This window comes from Rhodanobacter lindaniclasticus, from assembly GCF_004799035.1.
Lineage (GTDB): Bacteria > Pseudomonadota > Gammaproteobacteria > Xanthomonadales > Rhodanobacteraceae > Rhodanobacter > Rhodanobacter lindaniclasticus.
Map to the genome: position 1 here is coordinate 1 of NZ_MWIO01000031.1, position 15,520 is coordinate 15,520.

Genomic DNA, 15,520 nt, shown 5'->3' on the forward strand with positions numbered 1-15,520 from the left:
CGTGATGTTGCCGCTGGCATCCGCCTCGGCCAGCGGCGTGCCCTGCGCATCGGTGTAGACATATGTCACCGTGCCGGCATGAGCGACTCCGCCCAACCAGAGCATCAGCAGCACCAACGCATATGCGATCGCCTTGTGCGTGGCCCGCCCTTTGATCTGGATATCCATGTCCATGCTCCTCACTCGATCGGCCCGGGCGGGTTGGCCTGCGTCGGGTTGGAGGCGTTCTTGAATGCGGAGCATCCGCCGGCGTTGCACGCTTGTACGGCGTACTGGAGGAACTGACTTGTGGTGGGGGTTGGCATCGAGGCGCTGGTTGCCGCCGTCGTCGCCACGATCGCGACGCTGCCATTGTCCAGGTTGGTGCGTTGCACCTTGTAGGAGGTGGCTGTCGCCGAGGCGGACCATGTGATGCTGTAAGGCTTCCCGAGCACGGAGTAAGGTGCCGTCACCGTGGCAGGGGCGGCAGGCAGCAAGGTCACCGCGATCGTGTCAACGGCACTCCAGGCTCCGCAACCCCCGGCGTTGCAGGCCTGTGCCCGGTAGCCATAGCTGGCGTTGCCTTTGCCGCTGAATGCCTTGCTGGTCGCGCCGCTGCTCTGGACCGTGCTCCAGCCGCCGTCGTTGACCTCCTCCTGCAGCGTATAGCTGGTCGCACCACTTACCGCACCCCAACTCACCGTATAGCTGCCGCTGTTGCTGGTCGCCGGCACGCTCAGGTTCGGCGCACTGGCTGGCGGGATCGTTACCGTCACCGCGCTGCTGGCCTTGTACGCACTGCAGCCGCTCGCGTTGCACGCCTGCACCTGATAGGTGTAGCTGCCACTCGTGATCACCGTGCGCGTGCTGGCCGTCGCCGCGCCAGTGTAGACGCTGCTCCAGCTTCCACTGCCCAGGCGTTGCTGCAAGGTGTAGCCGGTCGCCGTGGCACTGCCCGACCAGCTCACTGCGATACTGCCGCTGCTCGTGGCCGGCACGGAAATACTTGCCGGCACGGGCGGCGGCAGCAGGACCGTCGTGCTCTTGGTCACGCTCCAGGGGCCACAGCCACCGACGTTGCAACCCTGTGCCCGATAGCCGTAGCTGCCGTTCCCTTTGCCACTGATGGCCTTGCTGGTAGCCGCGCTGCTCTGGATCGTGCCCCAGCCGCCGCCGTTGGTCTGCTCCTGCAAGGTATAGCTGGTCGCCAGGCTCACGCTGCCCCAGCTCACGGTGTAGCTGCCGTTGGTGCTGCTCGTCGGTACGCTCAACGTTGGCGCCGTGGTGGGTGGGTGCGTCACCACCATGGGACCGGCCGCGACCCACGCCGTGCATACCGAGTTGCCTTCCGTGTCGTTGCATGCCTGCAGCCGATAGGTGTAGCTGCCATCGGCCAACCCCGAGAGCGCCGCGCTGGTCGCCAGGCCGGCGTAAGCCGTGCTCCAACTGGTGCCGCCGTTGCTGCTGTGCTGCAGCGTGTACAGGGTGACCGGGGCCGACGCAGTCCAGCTCAGCGTGACACCGCCGGTCGAATTGGTCGCGGGCACGGTGTAGCTCGGCAAGGGACTCGGTACCACCCCGTAGTCGGTATTGACGGTCACTGCACTGGATGCCGCCCAACCACGCGTGCCATGGGCGTTGGAGGCGGCCACTTGATACGTATAGCTGCCGCTGGCGGTGCCCGGGCGACTGATGGAGGTGGCCGGCGTGCCGCTGGCAATGGTGGTCCAGGCGCCGCTGCCGAGGCGCTCCTGCACCGCGTAGGCAGTCGCAGTGGCCGGAGCGGTCCAGCTCACCGTATAGGCACCATTGACGATACCGGTGGGCACGGTCACGACGGGCAGCGTCGGGGTTACGCCCAGCGTGGCGGAGGTGGTGAACGCGCCGCACGTGGTGCCGATGCAACCCTCCACCCGGTAGACGTAGCTGCCGCCGGCCCGTCCGCTCAGTGCCGCACTGGGAGCGCTGCCGCTGTATACCGTGGTCCAGGTACCGCCATTGGCACTCTCCTGCAGCACATAGCTGGTCGCTCCGGGCACGGCACCCCAGTTCACCGTATAGCTGCCGTTGTTGGGATTGCTGCTGAAGCCGATGGTGGCCGATGCGCCCAGACTTATCGTTGCGTTCTTCGCAAGCAGTTTGCGGCCGAGATAAATGAAGTTGGTAGCTCGGGCGCTGCCGAGCTCGACCTGATGCATCAGCTGGCCGGCTTGGCTGTAGAAGTAATAGGTCGGGCTTCCGGTCGTCGGTGTTTTGCTGACGCGACGGCCGGCGGCGTCGTAGGCATAAGTGTTCACGCCTAGGATCTGCGTGAGTTGGTTCTTCTGGTCGAACCGCAGCGTCGTGTTGTTCTTGGTTTGGACGTTGCCCCAGGCGTCATAGGAGTAAGTGACTGTCGCGGCGCCACTGATGCTGGCCAGCTTGTTGCTCGTGTCGTAGTGGTAGACGGCAGTTTGGCCGTTGGTCTGCACTGTGCGTAGGTTGTTGAGGGCGTCGTAGGTGAACGCCTGCGTGCCCCATAATCCATTGGCGGTCGCACTCTTCAGCCGGTTGAGCGTGTCGTAGCCGAAGCTCTTGTTGCGCGGTCCACCCGCCAGATCGGCTACCGAGGTGATGTTGCCGTTCGGGTCATAGGTCAGGTCCTCGCTCAGCTGCGGCATGCTGCGCACGCCGTAGGTGAAGTTGCTGAGCAACTGACGGGCATTCTGTTCGGCAAGGTAGACCGCGCCATTGCCGTATACGAACTGGCTTACCTCCCCATTGGGGAAGTAACCGATGCCCGTGGCGTAATTGCCCACGCGGGTCGGGCGACCCAGCGCATCGGGGGCGTAACTGACGTTCTCGCCGTCAGGATATTGCACCAAGCTGACATGGCCGTTGGCGTCGTGCGTGTAACCGATGGTCCAGGTGCTCTGGCCCACCAGTTGCAAGCTCTCGTCAGTGAGCATGCCGCGGAAGTTGTAGTTGCCATTCCAGGTACTGATGCCCGAGGCGACGGCCCGAGTCATGGGTCCTGCCGGGTCATAGTCATAGCTGGTACTTTGTGTGCCTGCTGGTGGCAGGATCGTTTTGACGCGATTCATCGCGTCGTAGGTGCGCGTAGTTCTGGCTGCAGCGGCAACCTGCTCCTGGCCACACCCTGTGCCGCTGATGGCGAGCCCTGCGGCGCTCCACAGCAAGTTGCCCGCCCCATCCCAATCCATCACTTCGCTGCCGCTCTCCGGCTCGGTCGTTCGGCACAGGCGATGGTGGCTGTCATAGGTCAGCGTCTTGGTGAGCGTGTTGTTCTCGGTACCGTACAGGCCGGACTGTGTGATCGACGTGGGACTGCCGAAAACATCCCGCGCAATCGTCTGCGTAATCCCTGCGGGTGCGTCGACGCGCACCGGCCAATCCGTCGTGGGCTGATCGAACGCCATGAAGGCCGTCGTCGTGGCGTGGTTCTTGGGATCGGTAACCCGGGTCTTGAATCCGGACAGGTAATCGGTGGTGGTCGCAAGCGTGCCCAGTTCCGAATCCCGCTGAACGGCGGTTACCCGATCGAGCGGGTCGTAACTGGTGTGGCTGCCGGCGTTGACCGTGGCGTAACTGGCAAGGTTGTTGATCGGGTAAGACGCAAACACCTTGCGGCCGGTCGTGTCGTAACGCTGTACAACCTGACTGAGTGTGGCGGCCTTGTTGGCGCTGTCGTAGCGTTCCGTCACCAACGGGCGCCACATGGCATCGAAATAGGTCACTTCATAGCCGTTGCCCGTATGGACGGTCTGTTTCCAATGGCCACCCGGGATGCCGTACTCGCTGCCACTCACCGGAACGAAGGAAAGCAACGTCTGGTTCCATGCCACCTCATCACCAGTCGGGTAGGTGATGCTGGCCAGTCGACCCATGGGGTCGTAGCCATAGTTGGTGGTGTGGCCATTTTGATCCTTGACCCACGTGATCCAGCCAGCGTCGTTGACTCCGGCGGATTCGCTGTAGCTATCGGGATAATTGATGACTTGAGGAATGCCCCGTTTCCAGCTCGACGCCGCCGTGATGTTGTCATCGCCGTCCTTGACGGTGGCAATCGTGCCGTCGCCGTTCCAGGTCAAGGTCTGCTTCAACACGCCGAACACGGAATGGGTCAGAGGCAGAGCGGTCGCGCTATCGAAGGTCGCCGCTGACGTCGTGATGCCGTTGACTTTGCGTTCGGCGACTTGGCCCAACACCCATTTGCTGGTGTTGTCGTGGTACGTGGTCTGGGTGGCCCGGCTGTAACCCAGGCTGCTGGATTCGGTTTGCTGGGTTGCTCGCGCGTAAGAGTCGAAACCGGTGACCGTGTTGGTGAACGTTACGCCGTCCTGAGTAGTCTCCGATTGGACGGTGGGACGAACATGTGCCGTGGCCGGATCGCCTATGCCACCCAAGAGGTCGCCGTACTGGGAATAAAAGGATTGAGTTGAAACGGCCGACTCGGCGAGATAGTCGTTTGTCTGGGTACGAATGACGCTACCGTCAGAGCGCAGAATATCCGTCTGAAGCAGCCGTCCATCATTGAACGCATACTCAAATCCGAACCGATAACGACGCTGGGATTTATCCGGCTCAGATACGACAACCGTCTTGTCCAACGCGCAGGTCGTGCAAGGGTACTGGTAAGGCTGATGAGGATGACCCCACATATCCTCCCCGATGCTGTGTTCCCCATAGTTGTAGCCCCATGTCGCCGTTGGCAGACCTGGGCCACTGATTGTTTTCTGGGTCAAGCTCATTACATCGAAGAAGTTCCCCACCCGCAGCGAGTTGACGGGATTCTCCGTCGTTCCCGAGTTCACGCATTCGTTTACGTTCACGCCACTTCGCCCATGGCGCATGTTTTTGAAACGATAGTTTGCGGTGGCGCCACTCGGGCCTTTCGCGGCGAGCGTGTATTCGACGTTGATGATGGAGGGCGGCAACCGGCAATTTAGAAGGCTTTCCTCCGGCAGGGGCATCGGCGGCTTCAATGTCCCTGTGTACGTGTATTGCCAATCGGTGCCATCAGGCAATACCACTTGCTTCAAATTGCCCGCCGCGTCATATTGGTAGTGCCAGGTGCGGCTGTCGCTTGTCGCTGATACCAGCCGATTGCCGTTGTAGGCAAGCGATATTTCACGCCCGTCGCTGGCCCAGATTCGCATCGGGTGCCCCGCGGCGTTGTACGAAAACTGCACCGTATTGCCGAAGCGGTCTTCGATCTTGCTTGCGAGAAGGTAGTATTGATTGCGCTGCAAATACACCACGGTACCAGCGGTCAGCGACATTTTTCTAAGCGTTGGCGCGACGCGTGCGATGCCTACATCAAAATAGTAACGAATCCCGGATGCGGTAGTCAGTCTGAACCCTTCGCCGGACAATCCGGCTTGCATTGGAATGCAGGCGAGCGCGTCCCGTTCGGGAGTCGTCAGATAATATGGCCCACCAGTCGTCGGCAACGGAACCGACGCATTCACCGCAAGCGTCTTGGAGTCGCCCCTGCCGGGAATATGGACGCTGACGCCGGACCACGCCTCCGACCCCCAAAATGCATGGGTAGGACCAAGCTCTGGAGCGGGCACGCTGGTTCCAGAGCATCGCTGTGTTGGCCAACCATTCGTACTCGGGTTGCTGGGCGTGACTGGATACGTGGCCGCCATGTACGGCACATCCACGTCCCAATTTCCAGCGCCACCCAACGATATGTCGGTAGTGTTTATGCCTTGGACCTGCAACTCGATCGAAATACGCCGAACGAGTTGTACCGGAAGGGCGAAATTTCCTGGCACGGCAATATCTGCAACCGAAAAGGTCGTCGCCCCGTCGTACAAGCTGACGGCTTCGCCTGAGAAGCCCTCGTCGAGAGCAGCCATATGCTCGGCGCCCTCGATTTGCTTGTGATATTCCACCCATGGCTCGACGCCGTCCTGGCCGGAGCTCTGCGCGAACGCCGGCAGCGTCGCAGAAACAAACAACGGGAATGCCAGCCAGCAGAACCCTTTCAGGCTCGATATCGCCACCTGCCCAAGCGAAACTTTCATCCCTGCCCCCTTGCGTGCGCCCCGGGGACGATTTCCCCGACATTGCAACGCACATTCCCGCAGGCGTTCTTACGCTTGAGTGGCCATGGAGTCAACCCACAATCGACGAAAGCCCTCCTGCAATCGGTTTGCCGTTCAACCGATCTGCCGCAGCATCGCCCCATGCTGCAGCAGCGGGTCGACCAGCCAGTGGTCGAGCAGCAGGAAGGCGAACAAGGCCATCAGGTACACGATGGAATACTTGAACACCTTCATCGGGTACAGCTCGTCGGGCGGGTTGAGCAGGCGGATCGCATAGTAGAGGAATCCCGCGCCGAGCACGATCGCGCCGGCCAGGTAGAGCAGCCCGCTCATGCCGGTGATCGCCGGCAGCAGGGTCACCAGCACCAGCAGGATCGTGTAGAACAGCACCTGCCAGCGGGTGTAGACCACGCCGTGGGTGACCGGCAGCATCGGCACGCCGGCGCGGGCGTAGTCGTCGCGACGGAAGATCGCCAACGCCCAGAAGTGCGGCGGCGTCCACACGAAGATGATCAGGCACAGCTGCAGCGCGAAGGCATGCAGTTCGCCGGTGACCGCGGTCCAGCCCAGCACCGGCGGGATCGCGCCGGCGAGGCCGCCGATCACGATGTTCTGCGGCGTGGCGCGCTTCAGGTAGCGCGTGTAGACCAGCGCGTAGCCGATCAGACCGCCGAAGGTGAGCAGCGCGGTCAGCGTGTTGACCAGCAGGGCCAGCACCAGCATCGAGGCAATCCCCATCAGCACCGCGAACACCAGCGCCTGGTGCGCGGTGAGCTTGCCGGTGGCCAGCGGGCGGCGCGCCGTGCGCGCCATCAGCTTGTCGATCCGTTCGTCGATCAGGTGGTTGAACGCCGCGGCCGAACCGGAGGCCAGCCAGATGCCGAACGTACCGAACACCAGCGCGCGCCACGGCGGAATCCCGGGCACGGCCAGGAACATGCCGATCACCGCGCAGAACACCAGCAACGCAACGATGCGCGGCTTGGTCAGCTGCATGTATTCGCGGATCAACTCCATCTTAAGGGGACTCCTCTGACATCGGCGCAATCGCCTGCGTGCGCGCCAATGTGGCCAGCAAGGCAAACAACAACAAGGCCGCCACACCATTGTGCGCGGTCGCCACCGCCAACGGCAGGCCGAAATACACGTTGCTGACGCCCAGCGTGACCTGGGCCAGCAGGATCAGCGCGATCGCCAGCGCGTGCACGCGCAAACCCCGACGCGCCGCCTTGAACGCCAGCCAGCCGAGGTAGCAGAACACCACCAGCGCGCCGATCCGATGCGCGATCTGGATCGCGCTGCGCGCGGCCATGTCGAGCACGCCACCTTCGTAGTTGACGCCGATGCCGCGCCACAGGATGAAGCCCTCATGGAAATCGGTCGGCGGCGCCCACTGGCCCAGGCACTGCGGGAACGAGCCCGGGCCGTAGCCGCAGGCCAGCGCCGCGTAGTTGGACGAGGTCCAGCCACCCAGCGCGATCTGGCACGCCAGCAACACCACGCCCGCCACCACCAGGGTGCGCAGCCCGGCCAGCCGTTGGTCCGGCGCGGCAACGCCGGCGAAGCGCAGCGCCACGTATGAGAGCAGGCCGAAGGTGAGCATGCCGCCGAGCAGGTGGCTGGTGACCACCACGGGTTTCAGCAGCAAGGTGACCGTCCACATGCCGAGCATGGCCTGGAACACGATCACCGCGAACGCCAGCACGCTGATCCGCCGCGCGCCGCTGCCACCCGATCGCCACGCAGCGACCAGCGGTGCCGCGATCGCCACCCCCGCCAGCACCGAGGAAAACACGTGTTCGCCGCGCATGTACATGCTCACGCCGATCGCGGCGCATATCGCGCCGAGCACCACCATCGCGCGCACGCGCCGGTCACGCCACGCGGCGGCCAGCGCCAGCACCAGCACCATCACGCCCAGCGTGCCGGCGAGGAAGCGATGCACCTGCTCGCGCCAGGCCTTGTGCGCCTCGTAGGGGCGATCCGGGAACGCTGCGTCGGCATGCGCCACCGCCTGCGCGTGCTGCGGCCAGGTGACCTGACCGTAGCAGGTGGGCCAGTCCGGGCAGGACAGCCCGGCGTTGGACAGCCGCACGAAGGCGCCGAACATCACCAGGCCGAACGCGAACAGCGCCGCCAGCAGCGACAGGCCGCGCAGTAACTTCCGCTGGCGTGCCGACATCACTTGATCACCTTGCGCATGTCGCGCAGCAAGCCGGCAGCGTCGAAGCCCGGCGGATAGAACGAGAGCGCGGTGCCGTTGGATTCCACCAGCAGCGCGCCGACGCTGTCGGGTGTGGCCGGCCGGTAGCCATCGAGCTTGCCGTCGATGTCGCGACCGGTCTGCCAGTACGTCGCCATCGCCGCGCGTGCCGCCGCATCGACAGGTGGCGTGCCCAGGTAGAGCAGGCGCAGGCGATCCTGCTTGTGGTTCAGCATCACCCGCGCCTTGGCCATCGCGGTCAGTGTGGCCAGGCACTGCGTGGCGCAATCCGGGCCGGCCAGCGCCACCAGGGTCATTCGCGGCTCGCTGTCGCGCCAGGCGTAATCGCCGCCGTCGGCCAGCACCACGCGGAGGTGCTCGTCGAGGAAATTGCGCTGCGGCACGATCGGCTGACCGTTGCCCTTGGTGCCCGGCTGCCATCCGGCAAGGGTGAGCACACCGGCGGCGATCATCGGTGCCAGGAACACCAGCGCGATCAGCAACAGGTGGGTGCGGCTCTTGCGCGTGCGGTTGGGCTCAGCAGTGTTCATCGTGGACAGTCATCACAAGGCATCGGTGGGGTCATCATCGCCCGCGCGGAGGGCGCTTGCGGTGCAGCACCAGCAGGATCACCACCGCGGCGACGGCGAAGGCGAACCACTGGAACGCGTAGGCGCGATGTCGCGCCGGCGGCATCGAGAGGTCGAGCGTGTGCTCGCGGGCGTAGATCGACGAGGCATCGGCATCCAGCGCCAGCACGCGCGGATACAACGGCCGGCCGAGGTCGGCGGCGACCTGGCCCATCGCCAGGTAGATGCTCTGCTTCGGCCAATGGGTCTGTCGCGCCAGCGCGTTGCCGCCCATCTCGAAACCGGTCGGCGGCGGCGGCACGTACAAACCATGCAACGCGACCGGCGTGGACGGCAGCGGCGGCAGCTGCGGCGTCTTGCCGTTGCCGCTGCCAGGCAGGAAACCCAGGTCGACCAGCAGCAGCGGTGCGTGCCCGGCCAGTTCGAACGGCGCGAACACCTCCACGCCGCCGCGCTCGTCGTGCTTCGGATTGTCCAGCAGGTAGAGCCGGTCGGCCAGGTAACGGCCATGCACCTGCACGCGCGGAAAGCTGTCCGCCGGCGGCGTGGCGGCCACCTTGGCGAAGTCCTGCGGAGCAGCGGTTTCCGCTGCGGCATAGCGACGCAGCAGCGATTCCTTGAAGTCGGCGCGATGCAGTTGCCAGACGCCCAGGCGCAGAAACAGCAAGGCGCCGGCCACCGTCAGCAACAACGCCCACCATGACGGACGGCGAAAACCGTTCACGCGGTGCGGCTGCCGCGGGTGGCTATACTGCCGCTGTCGAAATCGTTCGGACCGGTCACGTGGAAACCATCTACAAAGTCGCGCTGGTGGTGGTATTGCTGGTGGTGATCTTCAACCTCGGCCAGGCGCTGTTCTTCATGATGAAGGACAAGGACGACGACCGACGCACGGTATGGGCACTGACCCGTCGCATCGGCCTGTCGCTGGTGCTGATCGGCATGGTCATCCTGGGCATCTGGATGGGCTGGCTGCACCCGCACGGCGTCAGCCCGTAATTGTAGCGGTTGCGCCGCCCCGGCGTTGCCGCGGCGCGCGCCACCTCGATCAGGCTTGCCCGTCGACCCGGTAGTACTCGCGATACCAGCGCACGAAATTCGCCACGCCCTCCTCCACGCCTACCCGTGGCCGGTAGCCGACCGAGGCGATCAGGTCGGAGATGTCGGCCTCGGTGTCCGGCACGTCGCCGGCCTGCAGCGGCAGCATCTCCATCTGCGCCTTGCGGCCCAGGCACTGTTCGAGCACCTCGATGTAGCGCAGCAGCTCCACCGGCTGCTCGTTGCCGATGTTGTAGATGCGGTACGGCGCCACGCCGCTGCTGGCCGGGTCGGGTGCGCTGCCGTCCCAGCCGCGGTCCTTGCCGGGGATCCTGTCCAGCGTGCGCACGACGCCCTCGACGATGTCGTCGACGTAGGTGAAGCTGCGCTTGTGGTGGCCGTGGTTGAATACCTTGATCGGCTCGCCGGCCAGGATCGCGCGGGTGAACAGGAACAGCGCCATGTCCGGCCGGCCCCACGGCCCGTAGACGGTGAAGAAACGCAACCCCGTGCACGGCAGGCCGTACAGGTGCGCGTAGCTGTGCGCCATCATCTCGTTGGCCTTCTTCGAGGCCGCGTACAGCGTCAGCGGATGCTCGGTCGACTGGTGCTCGGAGAACGGCATGCTGGTGTCGGCGCCGTATACCGAGCTGGTCGAGGCGTAGACCAGGTGCTCGACGTCGTGGTGGCGACAGCCCTCGATGACGTGCAGGAAGCCGGTGACGTTGGTCGACACGTAGATGTGCGGATTCTGCGCCGCGTAGCGCACGCCGGCCTGGGCGGCCAGGTTGATCACCCGCTGCGGCTTGTGCCGCGCGAACACCGCCTCGATCGCCGCACGATCGGAGAGATCGACCGGCTCGTGGCGGTAACCCGGGCGCTCGGCGAAGCGCGCCAGCCGCGCCTTCTTCAGCTCCACGTCGTAGTAGTCGCTGAGGTTGTCGATGCCGATCACCTCGTCGCCGCGCTCGAGCAGGCGCATGGCGACGTGGGAGCCGATGAAGCCGGCGGTACCGGTGACGAGGACTTTCATGCGGAAGCGGCCTGCGGCGGGGAAAACCCGCCCATGATACGCAGTCGCAACGTGCAGCGCAGGTCTACAACCGGCCGTCGACCTCATTGCGCGGCAGCACGTACTTGACGTCGTACAGCACGCTGGACGGCTTGCCGAAGGCGCGGATGCCCGCGCTGCCCAGCGCGGCGAACTGGCGGTGGCCCACCGCCACCACGATGCCGTCGTAGCTTCCTGCGGCGGGCGCGTCGATGAGGTCCAGGCCGTATTCGTGCTTCGCCTCGGTCGCGTCGACCCACGGATCGAACACGTCCACCTCGGTGTTGTAGCCGCGCAGCGCCTGCACGATGTCCACCACGCGGGTGTTGCGCAGGTCCGGGCAGTTCTCCTTGAAGGCCAGCCCCAGCACCAGGATGCGTGCGTGCACCGGGTTGATGCCCTTGCGCACCATCAGCCGCACCACCTGGCCGGCGATGTACTCGCCCATGCTGTCGTTGGTGCGACGGCCGGCCAGGATCACGTCCGGGTGGTGGCCCACCTCCTGCGCCTTGTGGGTGAGGTAATACGGATCGACGCTGATGCAGTGGCCGCCGACCAGGCCCGGCCGGAACGGCAGGAAGTTCCACTTGGTACCGGCCGCCTCGAGCACTTCCAGGGTATCGATGCCCAGCGTGTTGAACAGCTTGGCCAGGTCGTTGACCAGCGCGATGTTGAGGTCGCGCTGGGTGTTCTCGATCACCTTGGCGGCCTCGGCCACCTTGATGCAGCTGGCCTGGTGGGTGCCGGCGGTGATGATCGAGCCGTACAGCCGGTTGACGAAATCGGCCACCTCGGGGGTGGAGCCGGAGGTGACCTTGAGGATGCTGGTGACCCGGTGCTGCTTGTCGCCCGGGTTGATCCGCTCCGGGCTGTAACCGGCGAAGAAGTCGCGGTTGTAGACCAGCCCCGAGACACGCTCCAGGATCGGGATGCACACTTCCTCGGTGCAGCCGGGGTAGACGGTGGATTCATACACCACGATGTCGCCACGCTTGAGCACCTGGCCCAGGCTTTCGCTGGCCTTGACCAGCGGGGTCAGGTCGGGGCGCTTGGCCACATCGATCGGGGTGGGCACGGTGACGATGTAGACGTTGCACTCGCGGATGCCGTCCAGCTCGGCGCTGAAGCGCAGGCGGGTGGCCGCTGCCAGTTCGGCGGCATCAACCTCCAGCGTGTGGTCGTGGCCGGCGCGCAGCTCGTCCACCCGCGCCGCGCGGATGTCGAAACCGACCGTGTCGTAGCGCCGGCCGAACTCCACCGCCAGCGGCAGGCCGACGTAGCCCAGCCCGACGATGGCGATCCTGGTGTATTCCAACTGTTGCATACGTAACTATCCCGTGATTTCCATGATTGAGCGCCCCTCGCGGGCGGGGCAAACTACCCACCCGACGTGATCCGCACGCCCTGTTTGCCTAGCCGGTTGCCGCCTGGTTCGCCGTGATATTCTTCACATTCTGAAAGACAATCGGGGGGATTGCCATGAAATCGTTCTACCGCTTGCTCCTGCTCTGCCTGCTGCTTGCGCTCGCCGGATGTGCCACCGGGCCGGGTTCGACGCAGGCGCCGACGGTAAACCCCCAGGCCCAGGCGGTCGCCGTCTACCATATCGGTGTGGACGACCAGCTGCAGGTATCGGTGTGGCACAACCCCGACCTGAGCGTGAGCGTACCAGTGCGCCCCGACGGCATGATCACGGTGCCGCTGATCGGCGACGTCCAGGCCGGCGGCCGCACCCCGGAACAGGTCGCCGCGGAGATCAAGGACAGGCTCCAGGCCTACGTGCGCGACCCCCAGGTGGCGGTGATCCTCACCTCGCTGCGCAGCCATGAATACCTTTCCCGCGTGCGCGTCACCGGCGCGGTGCGTACGCCGGTGTCGATCCCCTACCGCCAGGGCATGACCGTGCTCGACGCCGTGCTGGCCGCCGGCGGCACCACCGAGTTCGCCGCGCCCGACCGCACCGAGCTGTACCGCAAGTCCGGCGAAGGCACGCAGTCGTACGCGATCCGGCTGGACAGCATCCTGCAGAAAGGCAACCTGACAACCAACTATCCGGTGCAGCCTGGGGACGTCATCACCGTGCCGCAGCGGGCGTTCTGAGCTGCCGGCACAGGCACATGAGTCGATCCACCCATGAATGAAGAACCGAACCCCCTGCTGGCACTGCTGCCGGTACTGTGGACCGAAGCGAAGCGGCGCCGGGTTTCGCTGGCGGTGATCTTCGCCGCCATCGCGATACTCGCGCTGATCGTCGGCGTGAACTGGCCGCGCCGCTACGATGCCTCGGTCACCATCCTGGCGCAGAAGAGCAGCATCATCACGCCGCTGATGGAAGGCGCCGCCGCGGCCACCGGCAACACCAACCGCGCCGGCATCGCCAAGGCGGTGATCTTCAGCCGCAAGGTAATGGACCAGGTGCTGGTGGACGGCGGCTGGATGGCGAAGAACCCCTCCCCGGTCGACCAGGACAAGTTGATCCAGGAGATCAAGGCGCGCACCGTCGTCACCATCTCGCGCGACAACCTCATCACGATCAGCTACCACGACAGCGACGCCCGGCGTGCCTTCGACGTGACGCGCACCTTCGGCCAGCTGTTCATCAGCGAAAGCGTGGCTTCGAAGATGAAGGAAAGCCGCGACGCGTTCGACTTCATCGACAGCCAGGTCGAGGCCTACCGCAAGAAGCTGACCGACGCGGAGACCAAGCTCAAGGATTACCGCGACGCCAACGCGGATGCGCGCCCGGGCAGCGAGGCCGACACCAACGCCAGCATCAGCCAGTTGCGCAACCAGATCGAGACGGCGCGGATGGACCTGATGGAGAAGCATTCGCAGGCAGCCTCGCTGGAACGTCAACTCTCCGGCGAATCGGAGGTCAGCGCGGTGCAGACCTCCGGCGGCGTCTACGAAAGCCAGCTGGCCGACCTGCAGTCGAAGCTGGACAAGCTGCGCCTGACCTACACCGACGAATACCCCGACGTGGTGCGCACCCGCCACCAGATCGAGGACCTGCGCCGGCTGCTGGCCAGCGCCGATCAGCGGACGGCGGCGAACGCGCCGAGGGCGATCGGCGACACGGCCAACAACGGCAGCGCGGTGCAGTTCAATCCGCTCTACCAGCAGATGCGCAGCCAGCTCGCCAACCTGCGCTCGGACATCGCCGCCACCACCGCGCGGCTGGGCGCGGCGCAGGCGCGACTCGACTCGGAAATGGATCGTAGCAAGCGCATCGCCAACTCCGAGGCGGTCACTGCCGAGCTGACCCGCGACTACACGGTCAACCGCGACGTCTACCAGGATCTGCTCAAGCGCCGCGAGAGCGCGCGGGTGTCGATGAACCTCGATGCGGACCAGGACGGCCCCTCGTTCGTGGTGCAGAACCCCGCGGTGATGCCGCTGGTACCCTCGGGGCTGCGCTTCATGCATTTCGGCATTGCCGGTATCCTCGCCGGCATGGCCGTTCCGTTCGGCGTGCTGTTCGGGTTCGCCCGCTTCGACCCGCGCGTGCGTTCGGCGGAACAACTGGAACAGGCGACTGGCCTGCCGGTACTGGCGACGATCGCGTTTTACCCGACGCCAGGCGACCATCGTCGCGAACGGCGCCGCACCGTGACCCTGGTGGTGATCGTGCTGGGCGTGGTGCTGGCATACGCAGTGCTGTTCTGGCTCAAGCTGAAGGGACTGGCATGAACGCCCGGGATGACGACAAGTCGGTGATCAACCTGCCTCCACGCGATCCGGAAGCCCGCGAGCGCGCGATGCCTGCCGGCGACGAGGCGAAGAACGCGCCCGGCCACTCGATCGCACTGATGTCGGAAACCGGCACGCTGGTGCCGCGGCAGCTGGAAGAGCGCCGGCTGATCCACCGCGAGGAGTCGGTGCGCACGCAATCCGACGCCTTCCGCGAGATCCGCACGCGGTTGCTGTGGCTCGGCGGCGAGCGCAATTTCGTGACCATGGTGGTGCCGGTCAGCCCCAAGTCCGGCGGCAGTTTCGTGGCGCGCAACCTCGCCCTCGCGTTCGCCTTCGACGAGGCCAAGACCAGCCTGCTGATCGACTGCAATCTGCGCTACCCCGCACAGCAGGAGGCGCTGGGCATGGCGCGCGGCACCGAAGGCCTGATCAATTTCCTCGAACAACCGTCGATCGGCATCAAGTCGATCATCTACGAGACCGGAATCCCGCGCCTGCGCCTGATTCCGGCCGGCTCCACGCGCGAGAACAGCGGCGAATATTTCTCCTCGTTCCGCATGCGCGCCGTGGTCGATTCGCTGCGCTGCCGTTACCCCGACCGCTACCTGTTCCTGGACGGACCGGCGATCAAGGGCTCGCCCGACGCGCGCATCCTCTCCGAGCTGGCCGACCAGGTGGTGGTGGTGGCCGGTTACGGCCGCGACACGCCGGCGGCGATCAGCCAGGCGGTGGCCAGTTTCGATACCAACAAGGTGGCCGGGGTAGTCTTCAATCACGCGCCGTGAGGGCGCCCCGGAAGGGTGTGGCGCTTCCGCCCCCCGGTCCGGACATGCGGGTCTGCAGATGTGCCAGACTCGCGCCAGGGGAAACCACCGGATGTGGTATTCGCGGGTTCAGGGCTCGACGATCA

General features: G+C 65.1%; 11 protein-coding genes. 4 read left to right on the forward strand and 7 right to left on the reverse strand.

Annotated features, from left to right (window positions below):
- Positions 1-179: 179 nt before the first annotated feature.
- From B1991_RS11685 to B1991_RS11705, 5 genes are all read right to left on the reverse strand, one after another.
- Positions 180-6,014 (reverse strand): hypothetical protein, encoded by a 5,835-nt coding sequence (locus tag B1991_RS11685; RefSeq protein WP_136258863.1) that lies wholly within the window; start codon positions 6,012-6,014, stop codon positions 180-182.
- Positions 6,015-6,149: 135 nt separating this feature from the next.
- Positions 6,150-7,052 carry a heme o synthase gene (locus tag B1991_RS11690; RefSeq protein WP_136258864.1) on the reverse strand — a complete coding sequence of 301 codons (903 nt, stop codon included), beginning with the start codon at positions 7,050-7,052 and terminating at the stop codon, positions 6,150-6,152.
- A gap of 1 nt (position 7,053) precedes the next feature.
- Positions 7,054-8,217, reverse strand: a complete 1,164-nt coding sequence (locus tag B1991_RS11695) for a COX15/CtaA family protein (protein ID WP_136258865.1) — start codon at positions 8,215-8,217, stop codon at positions 7,054-7,056.
- Positions 8,217-8,789, reverse strand: coding sequence for a hypothetical protein (locus B1991_RS11700; protein WP_136258866.1), 573 nt, complete (start codon positions 8,787-8,789; stop codon positions 8,217-8,219). Before B1991_RS11700 ends, B1991_RS11695 begins: the two co-directional genes overlap by 1 nt.
- A 34-nt stretch (positions 8,790-8,823) precedes the next feature.
- Positions 8,824-9,552 (reverse strand): SURF1 family protein, encoded by a 729-nt coding sequence (locus B1991_RS11705; protein WP_136258867.1) that lies wholly within the window; start codon positions 9,550-9,552, stop codon positions 8,824-8,826.
- A 59-nt stretch (positions 9,553-9,611) separates the two neighbouring features.
- Between B1991_RS11705 and B1991_RS11710 the strand changes: the two genes are divergently transcribed.
- Positions 9,612-9,827: a twin transmembrane helix small protein gene (locus B1991_RS11710; protein ID WP_136258868.1), complete on the forward strand. Its 216-nt coding sequence runs from the start codon at positions 9,612-9,614 to the stop codon at positions 9,825-9,827.
- A 49-nt stretch (positions 9,828-9,876) separates the two neighbouring features.
- On the opposite strand, the gene B1991_RS11715 is transcribed toward B1991_RS11710, so the two are convergent.
- The gene (locus tag B1991_RS11715; protein ID WP_136258869.1) at positions 9,877-10,899 is read right to left on the reverse strand and encodes an NAD-dependent epimerase; all 1,023 of its coding nucleotides are present in this window, start codon (positions 10,897-10,899) and stop codon (positions 9,877-9,879) included.
- A 64-nt stretch (positions 10,900-10,963) separates the two neighbouring features.
- Positions 10,964-12,241 (reverse strand): Vi polysaccharide biosynthesis UDP-N-acetylglucosamine C-6 dehydrogenase TviB, encoded by a 1,278-nt coding sequence (gene tviB, locus B1991_RS11720; RefSeq protein ID WP_136258870.1) that lies wholly within the window; start codon positions 12,239-12,241, stop codon positions 10,964-10,966.
- A 155-nt stretch (positions 12,242-12,396) separates the two neighbouring features.
- Here tviB and B1991_RS11725 point away from each other — a divergent pair, with 155 nt between their 5' ends.
- The 3 genes from B1991_RS11725 to B1991_RS11735 are packed head-to-tail and all read left to right on the forward strand — an operon-like array spanning position 12,397 to position 15,395.
- Positions 12,397-13,017: an XrtA/PEP-CTERM system exopolysaccharide export protein gene (locus tag B1991_RS11725; RefSeq protein ID WP_136258871.1), complete on the forward strand. Its 621-nt coding sequence runs from the start codon at positions 12,397-12,399 to the stop codon at positions 13,015-13,017.
- A gap of 33 nt (positions 13,018-13,050) precedes the next feature.
- On the forward strand, positions 13,051-14,607 hold the full coding sequence (locus B1991_RS11730; RefSeq protein ID WP_136258872.1) for an XrtA system polysaccharide chain length determinant: 1,557 nt from the start codon (positions 13,051-13,053) through the stop codon (positions 14,605-14,607).
- The gene (locus B1991_RS11735) at positions 14,604-15,395 is read left to right on the forward strand and encodes a P-loop NTPase family protein (RefSeq protein ID WP_246031150.1); all 792 of its coding nucleotides are present in this window, start codon (positions 14,604-14,606) and stop codon (positions 15,393-15,395) included. The genes B1991_RS11730 and B1991_RS11735 overlap by 4 nt, the downstream gene beginning before the upstream one ends.
- The last annotated feature ends 125 nt before the right edge of the window (positions 15,396-15,520 follow it).

Coding starts and splice junctions, on each gene's coding strand:
- B1991_RS11685 (WP_136258863.1), bottom strand. CDS start 6,014: ATGAAAGTTTCGCTTGGGCAGGTGGCGATATCGAGCCTGAAAGGGTTC.
- B1991_RS11690 (WP_136258864.1), bottom strand. CDS start 7,052: ATGGAGTTGATCCGCGAATACATGCAGCTGACCAAGCCGCGCATCGTT.
- B1991_RS11695 (WP_136258865.1), bottom strand. CDS start 8,217: ATGTCGGCACGCCAGCGGAAGTTACTGCGCGGCCTGTCGCTGCTGGCG.
- B1991_RS11700 (WP_136258866.1), bottom strand. CDS start 8,789: ATGAACACTGCTGAGCCCAACCGCACGCGCAAGAGCCGCACCCACCTG.
- B1991_RS11715 (WP_136258869.1), bottom strand. CDS start 10,899: ATGAAAGTCCTCGTCACCGGTACCGCCGGCTTCATCGGCTCCCACGTC.
- tviB (WP_136258870.1), bottom strand. CDS start 12,241: ATGCAACAGTTGGAATACACCAGGATCGCCATCGTCGGGCTGGGCTAC.
- B1991_RS11725 (WP_136258871.1), top strand. CDS start 12,397: ATGAAATCGTTCTACCGCTTGCTCCTGCTCTGCCTGCTGCTTGCGCTC.
- B1991_RS11730 (WP_136258872.1), top strand. CDS start 13,051: ATGAATGAAGAACCGAACCCCCTGCTGGCACTGCTGCCGGTACTGTGG.
- B1991_RS11735 (WP_246031150.1), top strand. CDS start 14,604: ATGAACGCCCGGGATGACGACAAGTCGGTGATCAACCTGCCTCCACGC.